The following is a 19,897-nucleotide window of genomic DNA, read 5'->3' on the forward strand; positions in this document are numbered from 1 at the left end:
CTCACTCGGTCTCCCCCGCCGTCTCCACGCTGATGCCGTGGTCGGCGGCCAGACGATTCAGGTTGTCCAGACGGCCCGAGGCGACCTGGACACCGTGCTCGTCGCCGTTCTCCCGCGCCCGCCGCAGGTCCTCGCGCGCCTCCGCGAGCCGGGCACGCAACTCCGCCGTGAACTCCTGCATGTGGTCCTCTCCTCCGTCGGCGGAGTTAAGCATATGCAATATGAAGAATTCTTCAATTCAACAGCCCCGCACCCCGAGGGGCCGGTGCCCGGCTCAGGCGGGATGCGGCGCGAAGGAGCGAAGGTCGCGCCGCAGCGGGTGGCCCGCGGGCACCTCGACCAGCACGATCGGCATGCCGTCGGGATCCTCGATCCACATCTCCACCAGCCCCCACGGCTCAAGCCGGGGCGGCCGGGACACCCGCACCCCCGCCTCCACCAGCCGGTCGTGCTCCTTCTGGACGTCGCGCACCTGCAACCAGAGCGTCGCGTTCTCCCGCACCGCGCCGGAGGCACGCGCGGAGACCTCCAGGAGCCCCTGCCCCAGGAAGAACACCACCCCGGGGTCCTCGGCCGGCCCGAACTCCCGGTTCACGGCCAGGCCCAGGACGTCGCGGTAGAAGCGGCGGCTCTCGGCCCGGTCGGCCGATCGCACGAGTATGCGGCTGCTCAGCACTTCCATGTGACGTGCGTGCCCATCCGGGGCATGCGGTTAAAGGATGAATTGCGGCAAACGACGGCCAAGGCTTCCCGGGCACTTCGTCCCTCCGTCGTACGACGGAGGTCCGTGCCGCCGCGGAGCCGGGAACGGCAGAGTGGTCGCCGACGCCCTTGAGGATCATTGTGGAGGTCCGAATGACCGAAGACACGGCTCCCGCCGGCCTGCCGCGCCTGGACAAGCTCGACCGCGAGGAGTGCCTGCGGCTGATCTCTCCGGGCGGCGTGGGCAGGGTGGCCTTCAACAACCCGACCGGGCCCGTGATCCTGCCGGTCAACTACACGATCGAGCAGGGCTCCGTCCTGTTCCGCACCGCTCTCGGCGGGCCGATGGACGCCGACCTGCGTACGGGGATCGAGGGGGCCGACTTCATGGTGGCCTTCGAGGTGGACCACATCGACGAGAGCACCCGCGAGGGCTGGAGCGTGCTCGTGCGCGGCGGGGCCCACCACATCACGGGCGACGTGAACAAGGACGCCGTGGAATCGTGGGCGGGCGGCGAACGCCCGCTCTACATCCGGATCTCGCCCAACGAGATCACCGGCCGGCGCATCACGCACGCGTGATGGACGCCTGGGTCGTGGCCCGGCCGGGGCCCGTCGCGACTCGGCCGCTGGAGCGCACGGTGCTGCCGGACCCCGTGCCCGGGCCGGGGGAGCTGCTCATCCGCGTCGAGGCGTGCGCGGTCTGCCGCACCGACCTGCACCTCGCCGAGGGCGATCTCCCCCCGAGGCGTCCGCGTACGGTTCCCGGGCACGAGGTCGTGGGACGCGTGGCCGGGCTCGGCCCGGACACGCAGGGGCCGCCGGTCGGCGCCCGCGTGGGCGTGGCCTGGCTGCGCTCGACCTGCGGGCGGTGCCGCTACTGCCGGCGCGGCGCGGAAAACCTGTGCCCCGAGTCCACCTACACGGGCTGGGACGCCGACGGCGGATACGCGGAGCTGCTGACCGCCCCCGCGGCGTACGTCTATCCGCTGCCCGAGGACGTCCCGGCCGAGACGCTCGCCCCGCTGCTGTGCGCGGGGATCATCGGCTATCGCGCGCTGGTCCGCGCCGACCTGCCTCCGGGCGGGCGGCTCGGCGTCTACGGGTTCGGCGCCTCGGCCCATCTGACCGCGCAGATCGCGATCGCCGAGGGCGCGACCGTGCACGTGATGACGAGGTCGGCGGCGGCCAGGGAGCTCGCGCTGCGGCTGGGCGCGGCCTCCGCGGCGGGCAGCGCCGACCCGCCGCCCGAGCCTCTGGACGCGGCCATCCTGTTCGCCCCGGTGGGCGATCTCGTGCCGGTCGCGCTGGCCGCGCTCGACCGGGGCGGCACGCTCGCGGTGGCGGGGATCCACCTCACCGACATCCCGGTGCTGAACTACCAGCGCCACCTGTTCCAGGAGCGGACGCTGCGCAGCGTGACGGCCAACACCCGCGACGACGGGCGGGAGTTCCTGCGGCTGGCGTCCCTCCACCACCCGCGGGTCACGACGACGCCCTATCCCTTCGCCGCCGCCGACCGGGCGCTGGCCGACCTGGCCGCCGACCGCGTGGAGGGGGCGGCGGTCCTGCTCATGGACGGGTGACAGCCAGGGGTGACGCTTATGGACGGGGCGCGGACGGCACCGGCTCCAGGCGGAACAGGCCGCCCTTCACGTACGTGGGGTCGCCGACCGGCCGCGCCGTCCTCCCGGCCAGCGCCATCAGCACGTCGGTGGTGGTGACCAGGCCCCGCAGGACGTCGTCCGGGCCCAGCACGGGGACCGCGCAGCAGTCGGCGTCGGCCATCAGCGCGGCGACCTCGGGCAGCGGGGCGTCCGGGGCGACCCGGGGACAGCGCCGCCCCTGCAGGAGCGTGCGCACCGCCGTCCGGGACTGCTCGGCGGGGCCGCCCGACCAGTGCGCGGCGACGTCCTCCCGCCCGAGCACGCCGACGAGCCGGAAGCAGGCGTCCACGACCGGGGGGTGGGGGACGCCTGCCCGCCACATGAGCTCCCAGGCCATCAGCGGCGACTCCTCCGGCTCCACCGTGACGAGCGTCCGGGTCATCACGTCGGACGCGGTCATCGTCTCGACGCTCATCGGTCCTTCCCGCCCTCCGGGGTCCACCGGGGCGCGCCCGCGGGGACTGCCCGGTCCGCGTCGTCCGTCTCGTAGGTGATGGAGGAGTCGACGTCCACCACGCCGTCCACCTGCCAGACCTCATCGATCAGGGCGCGGACCTGGCGACGCCGCGCCACGCTGCCGGCGAGGTGGACGATCCCGTCCTCGACCCGTACGGAACACTGCGGGGAGTAGCGCGACACCACCGCGATGACGTCGTCGCGGAGGTCCTCCGCGGGCCGGCAGAACGCCCTGATCAGGTCCGACTGTTTGACCAGTCCGGTGATGCGGCCGGTCTCGCCGTCCACGACCGGCAGCTCCTTGATCCTGTTGCGGCGCATCAGGCAGGCCGCCCGCCGCAGCGTGGTGTCCTCGGTGACCGTGATCGCGGGGCTGGTCATGATCTGGGCGGCGGTGCGGCCGCTCGCCTTCCTGCGCTCCCTGCACCGGGACGGCCCCTCGATGATCAGGTCGCCGGGTCGCCGGTCGAGGCTCTTGAGCAGCAGGTCGCTGTCGCTCACCATGCCGATGACGCGCCGGTCCCCGTCCACGACGGGGACCGCCCCCACATGGAAGCGGCACATCGCGGTGACCACGTCGGCGAACGAGGCCGTCGCCTCGACGGCGACGACGAACCGGTTCATGACGTCGCTCACGGTCATCGGCATGGCGGGCCTCCCTCGTCTCCCCCAGCCTTCGCCACGACCGGCCGCGGGGCGACCGGCGAACGTCCCCCTCCCGTGGGACCTATGTCCTCAGGGGTGCCAATCAGGGAAGACCCGCCAGTACCGTGTGAGATGTGCAGAATGCCGCGATCCTCACCGTAGATGACGACCCGTCCGTCTCCCGGGCCGTGGCTCGTGACATCCGCCGCCGATACGGCGACCGCTACCGGGTGATCCGAGCCGAGTCCGGCCCCAGCGCGCTCGACGCGCTGCGCGAGATCAAGCTGCGCGGCGAGCAGGTCGCCGTCCTCCTGGCCGACTATCGGATGCCCCAGATGAACGGCATCGAGTTCCTCGAGGCCGCCATGGACGTCTTCCCGCTGGCGCGCAGAGTGCTGCTGACCGCGTACGCGGACACCGATGCGGCCATCAACGCGATCAACATCGTCGATCTCGACCACTACCTGCTCAAGCCGTGGAACCCGCCGGAGGAGAAGCTCTACCCGGTGCTCGACGCGCTGCTGGAGGCGTGGCTCGCCGCGCCCGCCGTGACGATGCCGGAGACCAAGGTCGTCGGGCACCGCTGGTCGGCGCACTCGTTCGCGGTGCGCGACTTCCTCGCCCGCAACCTCGTGCCGTACCGCTGGCTGCGGGCCGACGAGGCCGAGGGCACCCGCCTGCTGGCCGCCGCCGGGATGAGCGAGGCGGACGTGCCGGTGGTGATCACCACGGACGGCAAGGCCCTGGCGCGGCCCACGGAGGCCGACCTCGCCGCGCACGTGGGTATGGCCACCACCCCCGCCTCGGATCTCTACGACCTCGCCGTGATCGGCGCGGGACCCGCCGGCCTCGGCGCCGCCGTCTATGGCGCGTCCGAGGGACTGCGCACCCTGCTCGTGGAGCAGCGGGCCACCGGCGGCCAGGCCGGGCAGAGCAGCCGGATCGAGAACTACCTGGGCTTTCCCGACGGGGTCTCCGGCGCCCAGCTCACCGACCGCGCCCGCAGGCAGGCGCTGAAGTTCAACACCGAGCTGCTCACCGCCCGCGAGGTCGTCGGCCTCGAACGGAGCGGTTCGGCGACCCTGCTGCACTTCGGCGACGGCACCGCCGTGACGGCGCACACGGTCGTGCTGGCGACCGGCGTGTCATACCGGCTCCTGAACGCGCCCGGCCTGGCCGACCTGACCGGCCGGGGCGTCTTCTACGGCGCGGCCGCCACCGAGGCCCCGAGCTGCGCCGGGGAAGAGGTCTACATCGTCGGCGGGGCCAACTCGGCCGGGCAGGCGGCGGTGCACTTCTCCCGCTACGCCCGCAAGGTGCACGTCCTCATCCGGGGCGAGGACCTCACCCGGTCGATGTCGCGCTATTTGATCGATCAGATCGAGGCCATCCCCTCGATCGAGGTCCATCCGTGTACGCAGGTGGTCGCCGGCGAGGGCCGCGACCATCTGGAGCGCCTGACCCTGTGCGACGGGACGACCGGCCGGACGACCACCGTGCCGGCGTCGTGGCTGTTCGTCTTCATCGGGGCGGAGCCGCGCACCGACTGGCTCGGCGACGTGGTCGCCCGCGACGCCGGCGGCTATGTGCTGACCGGCTCCGACCTGCTCGCCGACGGCCGCCGCCCGGCCGGGTGGACACTGTCCAGGGACCCCTATCACCTGGAGTCGAGCATGCCCGGCGTCTTCGCGGCGGGCGACGTGCGGGCCGGGTCGGTCAAGCGCGTCGCCTCGGCCGTGGGTGAGGGCGCCATGGCGGTCTCACTCGTTCACCGTTATCTGGAGACTCCATGACCGACCATCCCCATGAGCCGACGCTGCCCCCCGACGAGCTGCGCACGCTGTTCCTGTTCGAGGCGCTGGACGACGCGCAGCTCGCCCGGCTGTCGGAGGCGGGGCGGGTCGAGCGACGGCTCGCCGGCACCCTCGTCTACCCGGAGGGCGACCCCGCCACCTGCTTCTTCGTGCTGCTGAACGGCACGGTCGCGATGAGCAGGCGGGTGCAGGGCGACGACGTCGAGGTGAGCCGCACCAGCCAGCGCGGCGTGTACGCCGGCGCCACCCAGGCGTACATCTCCGGCGAGTTCTCCCAGCTCTACCTGAACTCGCTGACCGCGGTCACCGACGCCGAGTTCTTCGTGCTGCCGGCCGAGGTGATCGCCGAATGCGTGCGCGAGTGGTTCCCGATGGCGATGCACCTGCTGGAGGGGTTGTTCCTCGGCATGCGCACCAGCCAGACGATCGTCAGCGAACGGGAGCGGCTGCTCGCGCTCGGCTCGCTGTCGGCCGGACTGACCCACGAGCTGAACAACCCGGCCGCCGCCGCCGTACGGGCGACGTCGGCGCTGCGCGAGCGGGTGGCGGGCATGCGGCACAAGCTCGCCATGATCGCCGACGGGCGGCTGGACGGCAGTCAGCTGCACGACCTGGTGGAGCTCCAGGAGAACGCGGTCAAGCGGTCGGCCTCCGCCCCCGACCTCACGCCGCTGGCGCGCTCCGACGCCGAGGACGCGGTCGCCGACTGGCTGGACGACCACGACATCGTCGGCAGCTGGGACCTGGCGGCGACGCTGGTGGCCGGTGGCCTCGACGCGAGCTGGCTCGACCAGATCGCCGGAGCGGTGGGCGAGGAGAACCTGGAGTCCGCGATCCGATGGCTCACCTACACGGTGGACGCCGAGCTGCTGATGTGCGAGATCGACGACGCGGTCAACCGGATCTCGGGCCTGGTCGCCGCTGCCAAGCAGTACTCCCAGCTCGACCGCGCCCCGTACCAGACGGTCGACGTGCACGACCTGCTCGACGCCACGTTGACCATGATGCAGGGCAAGATCCCCGGGGGCGTCCACACGGTCAAGGACTACGACCGGTCGCTGCCGCTCATCCCGGCGTACGCCGCCGAGCTCAACCAGGTGTGGACCAACCTGATCGACAACGCGCTCGGCGCGATGAACGGCACGGGCACGCTGACCCTCCGCACCCGGCGCAAGGACGGCCACCTGGTCGTCGAGGTCGGCGACACCGGCACCGGCATCTCGCCCGAGGTCCGGCCCCGCATCTTCGAGCCGTTCTTCACCACCAAGCCCGTCGGTGAGGGCACCGGCCTGGGCCTGGACATCTCCTATCGGATCGTGGTCAACAAGCACCACGGGGACATCCGGGTGGACTCACAGCCCGGCGACACCCGGTTCCGGGTCTACCTTCCGCTGGACCAGGCGGCCCCGGAGGCCGTTCGGTAGAGCCGCCCACACGGCCCCGTACAGTGTGGGCATGGGCATGGTCAGCACCGTGGGTCTCGTCCTGCACCCGCAGCGCGACTCCAGGGAGGCGATCGAGACGATCGTCGAGTGGGCGCGCAAGCGGGACTGCGCGGTGCTGGGGCTGCCCGACGAGGTCGGGCGCATCGACTGCAGCGCCATCGCGGTGGACGCCCAGACGCTGGTGAAGCGGTCCGACCTCCTCGTCAGCCTCGGCGGCGACGGCACGATGCTGCGCACGATGCGCCTGATCGCCGGGCGGCCGACCCCCGTCCTCGGGGTCAACCTGGGACGGCTCGGCTTCCTCGCCGAGATCGACGTGGACGAGCTGGCCCCCGCGCTGTCGGCGATCGACGAGCACAGATACACGGTCGAGCCGCGCATGGCCGTCCGGGCGACGAGCCACGACGGCCGGATGGTGACCGCGTTCAACGACATCGCCCTCGTCCGCATCCCCGGCGACGGGCTCGCCGCGGTGTCCGTCTCGGTCTACGGCGAGCCGTTCGTCCGCTACTCCGCCGACGCCGTGATCGTCTCCACCTCGACCGGCTCCACCGCGTACAACTTCTCGGCGGGTGGCCCGATCGTCTCCCCCACGGTCGAGGGTTTCCTCGTCGTCCCGGCCGCCGCCCACTCGGCGTTCAACCGGGCGCTGGTCCTGTCGGCCGACGAGGAGGTGACGCTCGACGTGCTCCCGACCAGCGGACAGCTCGCGCTGGAGGTCGACGGCACCATCGGCGGCCACCTGTGTCCCGGCGACCGGCTCACGGTGACCGCGCTGCGCGCCGCCGCCCGCGTGGTGCGGCTCGGCACGACGACCTTCTACGAGCGAGCCCGCCGCAAGCTCCGCGTGAACGGCAGTGCCGAGGCCGACTGACCGGGCCGGCACGGGTGTGCCGCCCCGGACAACACGTCGGGAGGGTTATAGCAGGCTCTCGATCGCGGCCAGCTCCTCGGCGGTGAGCGCCGGCGCGTCCAGGGCCGCGACGTTCTGCTCGAGCTGGGTGACCGAGCTCGCCCCGATCAGCACGGACGTGACCCGCTGGTCGCGCAGGATCCACGCGAGCGCGAGCTGCGCGAGCGACTGACCGCGCTCCTGGGCGATCTTGTTGAGGCCGCGCAGGGTCTCCAGCAGCTCGGGGGTGAGCCGGTCGCGCTTCAGGAAGTGGCCGATCGCCATCCGGGAGTCCGCCGGCACCGCGCCGTCGAGGTAGCGGCCGGTGAGCAGGCCCTGCGCGAGCGGCGAGTAGGCGATGCACCCCGCCCCGGCCCGCTCCAGCGTGTCCAGCAGGCCGTCCTCGACCCAGCGGTCGAGCATGGAGTAGCGCGGCTGGTGGATCAGCAGCGGCGTGCCCAGCTCGCGCAGCACGGCGGCGGCCCGCTCGGTCTGCTCCGCCGAGTAGTTCGAGATGCCTACATAGAGCGCCTTGCCGGAGCGCACCGCCGTGTCGAGGGCGCCCATCGTCTCCTCGATCGGGGTGTCCGGGTCGGGCCGGTGGGAGTAGAAGACGTCGACGTAGTCGAGGCCCATCCGGCTCAGCGACCGGTCGAGGCTCGCCAGCAGATACTTGCGCGACCCCCACTCGCCGTACGGCCCGGGCCACATGTCGTAGCCCGCCTTGGTCGAGATGAACAGCTCGTCGCGGTAGGACCGGAAGTCCGCGCGCAGGTGGCGGCCGAAGTTCTCCTCCGCCGAGCCGTACGGCGGGCCGTAGTTGTTGGCCAGGTCGAAGTGGGTGATGCCGAGGTCGAAGGCACGGCGCAGGACGGCGCGCTGCACGTCGAGCGGGTGGCCGTCGCCGAAGTTGTGCCACAGCCCGAGGGAGATCTCGGGAAGCAGCACGCCACTCCTTCCGCTGCGCCGATACCGCATGTCGTCGTATCGAGCGGGGGCGGGGACGTAGGGGTGCGGGGTCATCCGTGGCCTTTCTTGCGCGACTGGGCCGGTCCTTTGCCGCGGCCTTACTCAAGGACTACCAGCTAACCGCACGTGCTCAAGGCTGGCCCACCGCCCCCTGCCCACCGCGCTCTGCCCACCGCGCTCTGCCCACCGCGCTCTGCCCACCGCGCTCTGCCCACCGGCCCCGGCCCAGTGCCCCCTGCCCACCGGCCCCCTGCCCAGTGCCCCCGGCCCAGTGCCCCCGGCCCGTGCTCAGCGCACGCCGCGCGGGCGGAACTGCACGCTGATGCGGGCGCCGGTCACCTTCGCCGACTTGGGGATCGCGTGCTCCCAGGTGCGCTGGCAGCTCCCGCCCATGACGATGAGGTCGCCGTGGCCCAGCTCGTGCCGCAGCGCCGGGCCTCCCCCGCCGCGGGGGCGCAGCAGCAGCGGGCGCGGGGTGCCGACCGACACGATCGCGACCATCGTGTCGTGCGTGCTCCCCCGCCCGATGGTGTCGCCGTGCCAGGCGACGCTGTCCCTGCCGTCGCGATAGAGGCACATGCCGGCCGTACGGAACGGCTCGCCGAGCTCCTCCTCGTAGTGGGCGTTGAGCGCGTCCCTCGCCTGCACCAGCACCGGGTCGGGCAGCTCCTCGTCCTCCTCGTAGAACTTCAGCAGGCGCGGCACGTCCACGACCCGGTCGTACATGTGCCTGCGCTCGGCGTGCCAGGGCACCGCCTCAAGCAGGCGTTCGAAGAGCGCGTCGGCCCCCTCGATCCAGTGGGGCCGCACGTCGATCCAGGCGCCGCGCTCCAGGAGAGTGCGGCGCACGGACGAGCCCAGCTCGCCGACATGAACGTCCTCGCCCCAGTCGAGCAACGAAGCCTGGAAAGCCGTCATGGCTACCAGCATATTCAAACATGCATTCGATCATGTCGGGAGCCGAGGGCCGGGTTCGTCAGCGTACGTCGAGGTCGAGGCCCGGCGGCAGGCCGGTGACGGTGGCGCGGCCCGCCGCGTCCACGGCGACGCTCACCTCCGCGCCCGCCACCCGCAGTCCCCGGGCCGACACCGCGCCGAGGGGCGCCCCGGCCATGGGCCGCAGCAGCACCCGCCCGGCCGGCACGTCGGGATAGAGGCCCAGCGCCGCGTGGGTGATCGCCACCGCCGCGGCGGCCGACCACGCCTGGGGACGGCAGGCCGCCGGGTAGGGCATGGGCCTGCCGAAGGCAGGGTGCGGGCCGGCGCCGTCCCCGGCGTACAGCTCGGGCAGCCGGTAGCCGAACGCCTCCCCGGCGGCGAGCAGCCCTTCGGCGAGCCCGGCCGCCTGTGCCGCGAACCCGGCCCTGGCCAGCCCGCCGAGCACGATCGCCGTGTCGTGCGCCCAGATCGAGCCGCAGTGATAGGACAGCGGGCTGAAGCCGCCGTCGCCGGACGACATCGTGCGCAGCCCGTAGCCGCCGCTCATCGCCGGGCCGGCCAGCAGGTCCGCGACCTGGGCCGACTCCGCCTCCGACAACAGGCCGGTGCCGAGGAGGTGGCCGATGTTGCTGGTCAGCGCGTCCACCGGCCGCTTGTCGATGTCGAGCGCGAGCGCGGGGAAGCGGCCGTTCGGGCCGTCCACCCAGAACCGGGCGCGGAACCGCTCCGACAGCGCGTCGGCGTGCGCGTTCCACCGCGCGGCGCCGGGACGGCCGAACGCCTCCAGCAGCGACGCGGCGTTCCTGGCCGCCTCGTACGCGTAGCCCTGCACCTCCACCAGCGCGATCGGCGGCTTGGCCTGGCTCCCGTCGCGGAACCGGATGGAGTCGCCGGAGTCCTTCCAGCCCTGGTTGGCCAGGCCCCGCTCGGAGGTGTCGATGTATTCCACGAACCCGTCGCCGTCGGGGTCGGCGAAGTCCGCGAGCCAGCCGAGCGCGGCCTCCATGTGCGGCAGCAGCGCCGCGACCTCGCGCTCGGGCATCCCCCACCGCCAGGCGTCGTGCAGGAGGCTGATCCACAGCGGCGTGGCGTCGATCGTGCCGTAGTAGGCCGCGGGCAGCCGCAGGCCGTTGCCCTCGACGGTGAACTCGCGCCGCCGCAGCTCGTGCATGATCTTGCCCGGCGCCTCGCCCGAGGCCGGGTCCACCCGCGTGCCCTGCCGGCGGGCGAGCACCCGCAGCGTGCCGGCGGCGAGGTCGGTGCCGAGCGGCAGCAGCATCCGGGCGGCCCACAGGCTGTCGCGCCCGAAGAGCGTGAGGAACCACGGCACCCCCGCGCCGAGGAAGGTGTCCTCGGGCGCGCCGGTCTCCGCCAGCCGCAGCGACCGCAGGTCTTCGAGCGACTGGTGCAGCAGCCGGGTCAGCCGCCGGTCGGCTGCGGTGACCTCGGGTTTGCTCCACTCCAGCGCCCTGGCCGGGGTGACGACGACGGCGGCGGGGTCGTCCACGACGACCTCCCAGCGCAGCGTCGCCGTCCCGCCCGGGGGCAGGCTCAGCTCCCAGCGCAGCCGCGCGCCGCCGCCGGTCTCCGCGCGGGCGTCCTCGCCCGCGGCCGTGACGCGGATGCCGCCGCTCCGCCACGACAGGCCGCCGCGGCCCGCGCCGTCCGTACGAGCCGGGTCCGGGCCGTCGGGCTCGGCGGGGACGATGTCGCCGCCCGACTTGACCACCTCGATCGGCGCGAAGTCGCAGCCCAGCTCGACGGTGACCGACGCGATCACGGCCACCGTGGCGGTGGAGGTGATCTCCACACGCTCGCTCATGCCGCGCGCGCCGACCTCCCGTACGCGTTCGAGACGCACCGTGGGGTCGGGCTGGGGGTCGCCGAGCCAGCGGGCGAGCGAGACGAACCGGGTGCGCCCGGCCTCCTCGTGCACGTGGCCGATGGCCTCGGGCTCGCGGCCGTTCACGAGCAGCGTCGCCTGCGACAGCGCCCGATGGTCGGCGTGGAAGAGCCCCTGGACGCCGAAGGGGCGGATCTGGCCGTCAGCGCCGCTCAGCGCTCCGGTCGGCGCCATGACGGTGCTGACCAGCTCGTGCAGCGGTGGTTGCAGGCGGTACGCCGCACCGGCGGCGAACTCGCCGCCCGGACCGGGCGTGGCTCCGACGAGCACCGAGGGGCCCTCCTGGATCGAATCGCCCCGGCCTTGACCTTGACATGTGGTCGCCGGGGGTGCACATTGCGAAACATTCGCTTTACTTTGATCGATCTAATCATGCCTTACTCCTCCTTGAACGTTCAAACCCCCAGAAGGGCAGATCATGGCCGAAAAGGTGACAATCGCCGACGTGGCCCGGCTCGCCGGCGTATCACGCCAGACGGTCTCGAACGCCCTGAACAGCCCCGATGTCGTCCGCGAGGAGACCAGGCAGCGGGTGCTGCGCGCGGTTGAGGAGCTGGGCTACCGGGTCAACCAGGCCGCCCGCCAGATGCGCACCGGCCGGTCCCGGCTGATCGCCATCCGGATCGAGCCCGACCGCGACGGCATCAACGGCTCGGTGCTCGACCGCTTCCTGCACGGCCTGACCGAGTCGGCCGCGCGGTCCGGCTACCGGGTGCTGCTCTACACGGCCGACGACGACCGGGCCGAGGTCGACACGTTCGAGGACCTGCTCGGCGCGTACGAGCCCGACGCGTTCGTGCTGACCAGCACCCACCACGGCGACCTGCGTACGGCCTGGCTGCAGGACCACAAGGTGCCGTTCGTCACCTTCGGCCGCCCCTGGAGCGCGGACTCCCCGGAGCACCTGTGGGTGGACGTGGACGGCGCGGCGGGCACGGCCGCCGCCACCCGGCACCTGCTCGACGCGGGCCACCGCGCGATCGGCTTCCTCGGCTGGCCGTCCGGCTCCGGGGTCGGCGACGACCGCCGCGAAGGGTGGGCGCGCACGCTCACCGCGGCGGGCGTCGACCCCACCGGCCTGAGCCGGGCCACCAGCGACGAGGTCGCCGACGGCGAGAAGGCCGCCTACGACCTGCTGCGGTCGGATCTCGGGGTGACCGCGCTGGTGTGCGCCAGCGACTCGCTCGCGCTCGGCGCGCTGCACGCCGCCCGCTCCCCCGGCCTCGCCTGGCGGCCCGGCAGAGGGCCCGGCGGCGGCGCGGCGGAACGGCCGGTCGCGGTGATCGGCTTCGACGACACGCCGGTGGCCAAGGCCGTCGGCCTGACCAGCCTGAGCCAGCCGCTGGCGCAGGCCGCCGCGCACTGCGTGGCGCTCCTCACCACACTCCTCGACGGCCAGGCCGACCCCGGCGAACCGCCGGCGAACGTGCTGCTCGAACCCTCGCTGGTCGTCCGCCAGTCGGCGTGAACCGGCGCGTCATCCCCCTCAACGAAGATCGGGAACTCTCATGAAGAACAGAACCGTACGTACGGCGGTGCTCGGCGCCGCCGGCGCCGCTCTCCTCGCCACGGCCGCCTGCGGCAGCGGTTTCGACGACGACAAGGCGGCCTCTCCCGCCCAGCAGAGCGCCGGCCCTGCCGACCTGCAGATCCTCATCGGCTCCTCGGGCGACGCGGAGACCACCGCGGTGAAGGACGCCGCCGCGGCCTGGGCGAAGAAGTCCGGCTCGACTGCGACCGTGACCCCGGCGCAGGACCTCGCCCAGCAGCTCGGCCAGGCGTTCGCGGGCGACAACCCGCCCGACGTGTTCTACGTGGACGCCTCCCGGTTCGCCGACTACGCCAGCGTGGGCGCGCTGGAGCCGTACGCCGGCAAGCTGTCCGACGCGTCGGACTTCTACCCGAGCCTGCGCGCCACGTTCACCTACAACGGCACGTTCTACTGCGCGCCGAAGGACTTCTCCACCCTCGCCCTCGTGATCAACGACGACATGTGGGCCAAGGCCGGGCTGGGCGAGGGCGACGTGCCCACGACCTGGGACCAGCTCAGGTCGGTGAGCGAGAAGCTCAAGGCCAAGGGCATGACGCCGCTCGCGGTCGCCGACACCCGCGACCGGATCGGCGCGTTCATGGTGCAGGCGGGCGGCTGGATCACCAGCCCCGACGGCAAGCAGGCGACGGCCGACAGCCCCGAGAACCTCACGGCCCTGCAGTACGTCCAGTCGCTGCTCAAGGACAAGCTCGCCCAGTTCCCGAGCCAGCTCGACGCGGGCTGGGGCGGCGAGGCGTTCGGCAAGGGCAAGGCCGCGATGACCATCGAGGGCAACTGGATCAAGGGCGCGCTCAAGGCCGACTTCCCCGACGTGAAATACAGCGTGCACGAGCTTCCGGCCGGCCCCAAGGGCAAGGGCACCCTGTCGTTCACCAACTGCTGGGGCATCTCGGCGAAGAGCAAATTCAAGCAGCAGGCGATCGACTTCGTCGAGGCGATGACCACCGTCGACCAGCAGATGGCCTTCGCCCGGGCCTTCGGGGTCATGCCCTCGCGGCAGTCGGCGAAGGACGCCTACACCCAGGAGTTCCCCGCCGACGCCCCGTTCGTGAACGGCGCCGACTACGCCCAGGGCCCGGTCAACGCGCCGAAGATGGACAGCGTCCTGGCCGACTTCGACACCGGCATCCAGAAGCTCACCTCCAGTGACCCGAAGGCGCTGCTGGAGCGCGTGCAGAAGAACACCCAGGCCGCCCTCGGCTGACGCGGAGGCGGTGCGGGCCCCGGCCGGTCACGGCCGGGGCCCCGCCGACCGGAAGGAGTGACCGTGGCCGACACCGTGGCCGACACCGTGGCCGACACCGCACCCGTCCCCGCGCCCGGCGCCCCACGGGCCTCGCGGCCCGGGCCCCGGCTGAGCGCGGCCGTACGGGAGAACATCGCGGGCTGGCTGTTCGTGGCGCCGGTGGTGGTGATCCTGGGCCTGTTCCTGCTGCTGCCGATCCTGATGGCGATGTGGGTCAGCCTCACCGACTGGAACGGCCAGGGCAGCCCGTTCCGCTCGGGCGTGCCGTTCGTCGGGATGGAGAACTACACCCGGCTGTTCACCGAGGACGGCCTGGCCCGCCAGGACTTCATGACCAGCATCCGCAACAACTTCTACTACGTCGTGATCGTCGTGCCGGCCCAGACGGTGCTGGCGCTGGGGCTCGCCCTGATCGTGAACAGCAGGATGCTGAAGGGGAAGACGTTCTTCCGCGCCGCGTTCTTCTTCCCCTCGGTCACCAGCTCGGTGGCGATCAGCGTGGTGTTCCTGTTCATCTTCGCCAACTCCGGCGCGGTGACCAGCCTGCTGAAGGTGTTCGGGATCGACGGGCCGCAGTGGTTCTCCGACTCGCGGGGCGTGCTCCACCTGCTGCTCGGCGGGCTCGGCCTGGCCGACCCCGACAATCCGCCGGCGGCGCTGACGAGCGGCGGGCCGTTCGGGCTGTCGTGGTGGGAGTGGCTGTCCGGGCCGAGCGTGGCGATGTGCACGATCATCATGCTGGTCGTCTGGACGACGTCGGGCACGTTCATGCTGATGTTCCTGGCCGCGCTCCAGGACATCCCGGTCACGCTGGAGGAGGCCGGCATGCTCGACGGCGCGGGGCGCTGGCAGCGGTTCCGGCACATCACGCTCCCGCTGCTGAAGCCCACGCTGTTCCTGGTGCTAACGCTCGGCCTCATCGCGACCTGGCAGGTCTTCGACCAGGTCTACGTGATGAGCCAGGGCAACCCGGCCAAGACCACCCTCACCCCGGCCTTCCTGTCGTATCAGACGGCCTTCCGCAGCTTCGAGTACGGCTCGGGGACGGCCATCTCGTTCGTGCTGTTCGCCATCATCGTCGTGCTCGCGCTGCTCCAGCGGTGGATCATGCGCGACCGCGACCCCGCCCGCCGTACGAGGAGGTCGTGACCGTGAAACGCCGGGACTCCCGCTCGCTCGCCTCCACCTTCGCGGGCTACTTCGTGCTGGTCTTCTTCGCGCTGGTCTTCCTCTATCCGTTCGTGATCCAGGTCGCGAACTCGTTCAAGACCGAGCCGGACGCCGCGGCCAACGCGCTGTCGCCCGTCCCCCATCCCTTCTCCACCAGCGGTTACGAGAAGGTCTTCCTCAACACCGACCTGCCGCTGTGGCTGGGCAACTCGGTGCTGGTGACGATCCTGGTCACCGCCGGGCGGGTGCTGCTGTGCTCGATGGCCGGGTACGCGCTGGCGCGCATCCGCTTCCGCGGCCGCAAGGCGCTGTTCTCCGCCGTCATCGGGGTCATGGCCGTGCCGCCCGTGGTGCTGTTCGTGCCGAAGTTCCTCGTGCTCAACCAGTTCGGCCTGTACGACAGTTACACGGCGCTGGTGCTGCCCCTGATCGTGGACGCCGCGGGCGTCTTCATCATGAAGCAGTTCTTCGAATCGGTCCCGGTGAGCGTGGAGGAGGCCGCGCGCATCGACGGCGCGGGGGTGTGGCGGACGTTCTGGTCGGTGGTGCTGCCGATGGCGCGACCGGCCCTGATCACCCTCACGATCATCTCCTTCCAGGGGAGCTGGAACGAGTTCGCGCACACCCTCGTGGCGGTGCAGAGCCCGGAGCTGTTCACGCTGCCGCGCGGCATCGCCGATCTGGTCAGCGGCTCGCTCGGCAAGGGCACGCAGTATCCGCTCAAGCTCGGCGCCGCCGTGCTCGCCACCATCCCGGTGGCGGTCATCTTCGTGGTGTTCCAGCGCTACTTCGTACGCGGGGCCAACGAGGGCGCGGAGAAGGGCTGACGGACCGGCCCCATCGCGGACCGGCCCGTCGCGGGCCGGTCCGGTGACCTCGTTCAGCGGCCGTCGGATTTCAGGGGCCGTCCGATCGCCCCGCCACCACCAGCCGCCCTGCGCGGCCAGCAGGTCCCGGCCCACCTCCACCGTCATCGCGTGGCCGGGCGCGGTGAGGACGAAGCGGCCCGGCCCGCCCCTCGTCGGTCACGCGGTAGACCGTACGTTCCGGCCGTCGGCCCTCTCTGCTGGTCTCCACGGGGACGATGAGCTCCTCGCGGGCCAGCCGGTCGACCGCGTGTAGAGGCTGCGCGGCAGGCCACCGATGTAGTCCCTGTGCGTGTCGATGACGAATCGATGCAGCTCATAGGGGTGCGGGCCGTACCGACAGCAGGGCGAGCACCGTCAGCCCGACCAGGTCCCTGTCCGCCCGTCCCCGCGCCATCGCTCCCCCACCGCCTTTCGCAAGGGAAGCGGGAACTCCTTACCAGACCGGCACACGCAGCCCGGCCGTCGACCCGAGGACTCCCACCCGCCCAGAGCACCGGCACTGGCGCCGAGGGGGCAGCCCGCACCCTCCTTTTTGTGGAGACATTTCCCAATAAAGCGCCAATCGAGCGACATAGCAGGCATCGCCGTCATCGACCTGGCGCTGCAGGTCGATCTCCTGGACGATGGTGGGCTGACCGGGAAGGCCGACGCGCTCTTCTACCTCAGCAAGGAGGCGTTCAAGCGCCGCCTGATAGACGACCTGTGGAAGGCCCGCGCAGCGACGGCCCCGAAATCCCTCGTACGGGTCCTCCTCACTCCGGTGATCCTCGACGCCGTACGGAAGGAGCTGCGGCGGCAGACGGGACACAATGCGGACGAGAAGGAGATCGAGCGCGTCCTCCAGGCGGAGGTACTGCGGCCTGATTTGCTGGCCTGATCTCCTCGTCTGAACAGCGGAGGGTGCGCGCGGATGGATCTGTTCCAGATCAAGTTCCGGGAGTCGGACGATTACCGGCCGGGCACGAAGGGGCACGAACGCCGGTGCACCTGAGGCGGGTCGTCATGCGCGTCGCCGGCCGAGTTCACTGTCACCGATCGCGCAGGCGCCGACAACGGCGCCTGCGCGGTTCACGTCGTCCACTACATCGGGGACCGTCTCCGGCACGGCGGCTGACCGTACCGGAGGGTCCCGGTCACCCGGCGGCGGGGTCGGCGGCGAGCGCGGCGATCAGCTCGGCCTGTGCGTCCAGAGCGGCGGCGAGGGCCTCGGGATCGTCGGCGTCGAGCGTCATCGCGCATCCCATGCGGATCGCTTCGAGGTCCACCGCGCCGCGCCTGGTCGCCCACCAGCGGCCGATGTCCGACCGCCAGATGATCCAGCCGGTATGGACCCGTGCGATGTCCTCCAACGTGGTCATGTCACCCATCTCCAAGCGGCTGCTCGCGGAAGTGGGCCAAGCTAAGCGCTTTTAGAGCGGTTGGAGTATCAGCCAGAGGACGTCCAATCACAGCCAGTAGCCGCGCGAACACGGAATCTCCCGTAGTGTCGGCGTGTCACGCTGACACAGCGTGCTTGCGGTCGTGCGAGGAGGGGTGCGACATGCCGGCCAACCACCGCCATCCGCCGAACCGCCGGCTCGCGTGGGAACGCCTGCAGCGCGGGTGGTCCTACGAGGAGCTGTGCGAGCGCATCCGCGCGTCCATGCGGTCGTGCGACGAGAAGGACACCGGCCTGACGGCCAACACGGTGCGACGGTGGGAGACCGGCGAGCGGTGGCCGGATCCGCGTTACCGCAAGCACCTCGTGACGATTTTCGACAAGCCCGCGAGCGAGCTGGGACTGCTCACCCCCGACGAGATGGCCATGCGGCCGGTCACGGAGGTGGTGGACGAGATACGGAGGCTGCTGAGCATGATCGTCGCAGAAGGCATCGACCGCTCCACGTTCCTGCGGGGGATCTTCGGCGCGGGCGTGCTCGCTCCGCTCCTCGGCGAGGGCGGCGAACGTCTTCCCGCGGCGGTGGAACGAGGACGCGGAGTCGACGCCGAGTCGGCCGAGGCGTTCGCCCGGGTCGTCGACAAGCAGGCCGCCCTCTATTGGACCTCGCCGCCGGACGACATCTTCCAGGCGTCGGTCGCGCACACCCGGCTCGGCATGAGCCTGCTGCGTTCGGCGCCGGAGGGAGCGGTCAGGCAGACGCTGGCCGAGGCCGCCGCGCGTTCGGCCCTGCTGTCGGGCAGGGTCGCCTTCTTCGACCTCGATGACGGCCCCACCGCTGCGCGGCTGTACCGGATGGCCCTGTCGGCCACCCGGGAGTGCGGCGACCATCCGCTCGCCGCCGCCGTGCTCGCCCACGCGGCGTTCGTGCCGGGGTTCGCGGGCAACCGTACGGACGCCCTGGGCCTGCTGGACGCGGCGTTCGCGCACGCCTGGCACGGCGTCGGCCCGCTCACCCGGGCGTGGCTGCACTGCGTGGCGTCGGAGATCTCGGCCCGCTGCGGCGAGCCGAAGGAGTGCATGCGCCACATCGACCGCGCCGACCAGATGGTGGACGCGGGCGGCGACGACCCCAAGTGGCTGGACTTCTTCGAGCGGGCGAGGCTCGACGGGTTCGCCGGCTACAGCGCGCTGACGGCGGGCCACCACGAGGAGGCGGCCCGCAGGCTGCGCAAGGCGCTCGACGACCTGGGCCCGAACGGCGGCAAGCAGCGCTCGGTGCTGCTCGCCGACCTCGCCGCCGCCCACGCCCCCACCGACGGCGACCAGGCCGCCGAACATCTCAGGCAGGCGGTCGACGCGCTGGACGACCAGTGGTACGCGATCGGGCATGACCGGGTCCGCCGCGTGCTGCAGGTCCTGCCGCCCGCCGCCCAGACGCGGGCGCTGGACGAACGGCTGACCGACCTCGGCCGGTCGCGGCACCCCGAACTTACGATGTGACGACGGCCCTCCTCACCCGGCCCCCTCACACGCCCCCTCGTCCGGCCCCCTCACACGCCCCCGTCACACGGCCGTCGGCCAATCGGGGCATTTTATATGACCGGTCGTATACTGACCGCATGGGACGGACCAGCGATGCCAAGGAGAAGATCCTCGGCGCCGCCCGGACGCTCATCGAGCTGCGTGGTTACTCCGCCCTGGGGGTGGCGGAGATCTGCAAGGCGGCCGGTGTGCCCAAGGGCAGCTTCTACTACTTCTTCGAGACCAAGGAAGCCCTCGCTCTGGCGGTCATCGACGAGCACTGGGCCGACCAGGAGCGGGACTGGAGGCGGATCCTGTCCGGCGAGGGGGAGCCGCTGGCACGTCTGCGCCGGCTGTTCGAGGCGACCCAGGCCGTCCAACGTGCCGGGCAGCAGAACTGCGGCACCGTCTCGGGCTGCATGTTCGGCAATCTCACGCTGGAGATGAGCAACCAGACCGAAGCCATCCGCGGACGGCTGCAGGAGATCTTCGAGGCGCAGGTCGACATGATCGAGGCGGTCGTCGTCGAGGCCAAGGCTCGTGGGGACGTCGCCGTGGCCGACACCCGGGAGGCCGCGCGGTCGGTGGTGGCCCAGCTGGAGGGGCACGTTCTGTTCGCCAAGCTCTACAACGACACGCAGCGGCTCGGTCCCCTGTGGGCCAACTGCCTGGCGCTGCTCGGCGCCCGCGCCGAGATGGCCCACGGTCTCTGACCCCCGCCCGTCC

General features: G+C 71.8%; 20 protein-coding genes. 12 read left to right on the forward strand and 8 right to left on the reverse strand.

The annotated features are described in order from the left end of the window. Position 1: 1 nt before the first annotated feature. Positions 2 to 181, reverse strand: a complete 180-nt coding sequence (locus FLV34_RS15705) for a hypothetical protein (RefSeq protein ID WP_142645930.1) — start codon at positions 179 to 181, stop codon at positions 2 to 4. A gap of 93 nt (positions 182 to 274) precedes the next feature. Then, positions 275 to 682, reverse strand: coding sequence for a VOC family protein (locus tag FLV34_RS15710; protein ID WP_142645931.1), 408 nt, complete (start codon positions 680 to 682; stop codon positions 275 to 277). A gap of 173 nt (positions 683 to 855) precedes the next feature. Here FLV34_RS15710 and FLV34_RS15715 point away from each other — a divergent pair, with 173 nt between their 5' ends. Both FLV34_RS15715 and FLV34_RS15720 read left to right on the forward strand, forming a co-directional pair. After that, positions 856 to 1,284: a pyridoxamine 5'-phosphate oxidase family protein gene (locus tag FLV34_RS15715; protein WP_142645932.1), complete on the forward strand. Its 429-nt coding sequence runs from the start codon at positions 856 to 858 to the stop codon at positions 1,282 to 1,284. Continuing rightward, positions 1,284 to 2,288, forward strand: a complete 1,005-nt coding sequence (locus FLV34_RS15720; RefSeq protein WP_142645933.1) for a zinc-binding alcohol dehydrogenase family protein — start codon at positions 1,284 to 1,286, stop codon at positions 2,286 to 2,288. The genes FLV34_RS15715 and FLV34_RS15720 overlap by 1 nt, the downstream gene beginning before the upstream one ends. A gap of 16 nt (positions 2,289 to 2,304) precedes the next feature. Here FLV34_RS15720 and FLV34_RS15725 read toward each other — a convergent pair whose 3' ends face one another. Next, positions 2,305 to 2,784, reverse strand: coding sequence for an HPP family protein (locus FLV34_RS15725; protein WP_147943442.1), 480 nt, complete (start codon positions 2,782 to 2,784; stop codon positions 2,305 to 2,307). After that, the gene (locus tag FLV34_RS15730) at positions 2,781 to 3,473 is read right to left on the reverse strand and encodes a CBS domain-containing protein (protein WP_142645935.1); all 693 of its coding nucleotides are present in this window, start codon (positions 3,471 to 3,473) and stop codon (positions 2,781 to 2,783) included. Before FLV34_RS15730 ends, FLV34_RS15725 begins: the two co-directional genes overlap by 4 nt. A 131-nt stretch (positions 3,474 to 3,604) precedes the next feature. On the opposite strand from FLV34_RS15730, the gene FLV34_RS15735 reads away from it, so the two are divergent. The 3 genes from FLV34_RS15735 to FLV34_RS15745 are packed head-to-tail and all read left to right on the forward strand — an operon-like array spanning position 3,605 to position 7,603. Further along, positions 3,605 to 5,263 carry an FAD-dependent oxidoreductase gene (locus FLV34_RS15735; RefSeq protein ID WP_142645936.1) on the forward strand — a complete coding sequence of 553 codons (1,659 nt, stop codon included), beginning with the start codon at positions 3,605 to 3,607 and terminating at the stop codon, positions 5,261 to 5,263. Next, on the forward strand, positions 5,260 to 6,708 hold the full coding sequence (locus FLV34_RS15740; RefSeq protein WP_142645937.1) for an ATP-binding protein: 1,449 nt from the start codon (positions 5,260 to 5,262) through the stop codon (positions 6,706 to 6,708). Before FLV34_RS15735 ends, FLV34_RS15740 begins: the two co-directional genes overlap by 4 nt. Before the next feature lie 31 nt (positions 6,709 to 6,739). Then, a complete protein-coding gene (locus tag FLV34_RS15745) occupies positions 6,740 to 7,603 on the forward strand; it encodes an NAD(+)/NADH kinase (RefSeq protein ID WP_168065698.1) in 864 nt (287 codons plus the stop codon). Between the two features lie 45 nt (positions 7,604 to 7,648). On the opposite strand, the gene mgrA is transcribed toward FLV34_RS15745, so the two are convergent. The 3 genes from mgrA to FLV34_RS15760 all read right to left on the reverse strand — a co-directional run bounded on the left by mgrA (position 7,649) and on the right by FLV34_RS15760 (position 11,702). After that, on the reverse strand, positions 7,649 to 8,644 hold the full coding sequence (gene mgrA / locus FLV34_RS15750) for an L-glyceraldehyde 3-phosphate reductase (protein ID WP_147943443.1): 996 nt from the start codon (positions 8,642 to 8,644) through the stop codon (positions 7,649 to 7,651). Between the two features lie 234 nt (positions 8,645 to 8,878). After that, positions 8,879 to 9,508, reverse strand: coding sequence for an alpha-ketoglutarate-dependent dioxygenase AlkB (locus FLV34_RS15755; protein ID WP_142645939.1), 630 nt, complete (start codon positions 9,506 to 9,508; stop codon positions 8,879 to 8,881). Positions 9,509 to 9,566: 58 nt separating this feature from the next. Beyond that, positions 9,567 to 11,702 (reverse strand): glycogen debranching N-terminal domain-containing protein, encoded by a 2,136-nt coding sequence (locus tag FLV34_RS15760; RefSeq protein ID WP_260617139.1) that lies wholly within the window; start codon positions 11,700 to 11,702, stop codon positions 9,567 to 9,569. 148 nt (positions 11,703 to 11,850) lie between these two features. On the opposite strand from FLV34_RS15760, the gene FLV34_RS15765 reads away from it, so the two are divergent. The 5 genes from FLV34_RS15765 to FLV34_RS15790 all read left to right on the forward strand — a co-directional run bounded on the left by FLV34_RS15765 (position 11,851) and on the right by FLV34_RS15790 (position 17,146). After that, a complete protein-coding gene (locus FLV34_RS15765; protein ID WP_142645940.1) occupies positions 11,851 to 12,900 on the forward strand; it encodes a LacI family DNA-binding transcriptional regulator in 1,050 nt (349 codons plus the stop codon). 40 nt (positions 12,901 to 12,940) lie between these two features. Next, the gene (locus tag FLV34_RS15770) at positions 12,941 to 14,188 is read left to right on the forward strand and encodes an extracellular solute-binding protein (RefSeq protein WP_147943444.1); all 1,248 of its coding nucleotides are present in this window, start codon (positions 12,941 to 12,943) and stop codon (positions 14,186 to 14,188) included. A 63-nt stretch (positions 14,189 to 14,251) separates the two neighbouring features. Then, positions 14,252 to 15,379, forward strand: coding sequence for a carbohydrate ABC transporter permease (locus FLV34_RS15775; protein ID WP_261985791.1), 1,128 nt, complete (start codon positions 14,252 to 14,254; stop codon positions 15,377 to 15,379). Further along, complete coding sequence (locus FLV34_RS15780; RefSeq protein WP_260617141.1) at positions 15,376 to 16,227, forward strand: carbohydrate ABC transporter permease; 852 nt, start codon at positions 15,376 to 15,378, stop codon at positions 16,225 to 16,227. The genes FLV34_RS15775 and FLV34_RS15780 overlap by 4 nt, the downstream gene beginning before the upstream one ends. 574 nt (positions 16,228 to 16,801) lie before the next feature. Continuing rightward, positions 16,802 to 17,146, forward strand: a complete 345-nt coding sequence (locus FLV34_RS15790) for a hypothetical protein (protein ID WP_142645943.1) — start codon at positions 16,802 to 16,804, stop codon at positions 17,144 to 17,146. Positions 17,147 to 17,402: 256 nt separating this feature from the next. On the opposite strand, the gene FLV34_RS15795 is transcribed toward FLV34_RS15790, so the two are convergent. Next, positions 17,403 to 17,627, reverse strand: a complete 225-nt coding sequence (locus FLV34_RS15795) for a hypothetical protein (protein WP_142645944.1) — start codon at positions 17,625 to 17,627, stop codon at positions 17,403 to 17,405. Between the two features lie 182 nt (positions 17,628 to 17,809). Here FLV34_RS15795 and FLV34_RS15800 point away from each other — a divergent pair, with 182 nt between their 5' ends. Both FLV34_RS15800 and FLV34_RS15805 read left to right on the forward strand, forming a co-directional pair. Further along, complete coding sequence (locus FLV34_RS15800) at positions 17,810 to 19,150, forward strand: helix-turn-helix transcriptional regulator (protein ID WP_142645945.1); 1,341 nt, start codon at positions 17,810 to 17,812, stop codon at positions 19,148 to 19,150. Between the two features lie 119 nt (positions 19,151 to 19,269). Continuing rightward, on the forward strand, positions 19,270 to 19,884 hold the full coding sequence (locus tag FLV34_RS15805) for a TetR/AcrR family transcriptional regulator (RefSeq protein ID WP_142645946.1): 615 nt from the start codon (positions 19,270 to 19,272) through the stop codon (positions 19,882 to 19,884). Positions 19,885 to 19,897 lie beyond the last annotated feature (13 nt).

Origin of the sequence: Microbispora sp. CSR-4 (assembly GCF_008033685.1) — a bacterium.
GTDB lineage: Bacteria > Actinomycetota > Actinomycetes > Streptosporangiales > Streptosporangiaceae > Microbispora.

Excerpts from the sequence above, each read along its gene's own strand:
- FLV34_RS15705 (WP_142645930.1), bottom strand. The coding sequence starts at position 181 with ATGCAGGAGTTCACGGCGGAGTTGCGTGCCCGGCTCGCGGAGGCGCGC.
- FLV34_RS15710 (WP_142645931.1), bottom strand. The coding sequence starts at position 682 with ATGGAAGTGCTGAGCAGCCGCATACTCGTGCGATCGGCCGACCGGGCC.
- FLV34_RS15715 (WP_142645932.1), top strand. The coding sequence starts at position 856 with ATGACCGAAGACACGGCTCCCGCCGGCCTGCCGCGCCTGGACAAGCTC.
- FLV34_RS15720 (WP_142645933.1), top strand. The coding sequence starts at position 1,284 with ATGGACGCCTGGGTCGTGGCCCGGCCGGGGCCCGTCGCGACTCGGCCG.
- FLV34_RS15725 (WP_147943442.1), bottom strand. The coding sequence starts at position 2,784 with ATGAGCGTCGAGACGATGACCGCGTCCGACGTGATGACCCGGACGCTC.
- FLV34_RS15730 (WP_142645935.1), bottom strand. The coding sequence starts at position 3,473 with ATGCCGATGACCGTGAGCGACGTCATGAACCGGTTCGTCGTCGCCGTC.
- FLV34_RS15740 (WP_142645937.1), top strand. The coding sequence starts at position 5,260 with ATGACCGACCATCCCCATGAGCCGACGCTGCCCCCCGACGAGCTGCGC.
- FLV34_RS15745 (WP_168065698.1), top strand. The coding sequence starts at position 6,740 with ATGGGCATGGTCAGCACCGTGGGTCTCGTCCTGCACCCGCAGCGCGAC.
- mgrA (WP_147943443.1), bottom strand. The coding sequence starts at position 8,644 with ATGACCCCGCACCCCTACGTCCCCGCCCCCGCTCGATACGACGACATG.
- FLV34_RS15755 (WP_142645939.1), bottom strand. The coding sequence starts at position 9,508 with ATGACGGCTTTCCAGGCTTCGTTGCTCGACTGGGGCGAGGACGTTCAT.
- FLV34_RS15765 (WP_142645940.1), top strand. The coding sequence starts at position 11,851 with ATGGCCGAAAAGGTGACAATCGCCGACGTGGCCCGGCTCGCCGGCGTA.
- FLV34_RS15770 (WP_147943444.1), top strand. The coding sequence starts at position 12,941 with ATGAAGAACAGAACCGTACGTACGGCGGTGCTCGGCGCCGCCGGCGCC.
- FLV34_RS15795 (WP_142645944.1), bottom strand. The coding sequence starts at position 17,627 with ATGACCACGTTGGAGGACATCGCACGGGTCCATACCGGCTGGATCATC.
- FLV34_RS15800 (WP_142645945.1), top strand. The coding sequence starts at position 17,810 with ATGCCGGCCAACCACCGCCATCCGCCGAACCGCCGGCTCGCGTGGGAA.
- FLV34_RS15805 (WP_142645946.1), top strand. The coding sequence starts at position 19,270 with ATGGGACGGACCAGCGATGCCAAGGAGAAGATCCTCGGCGCCGCCCGG.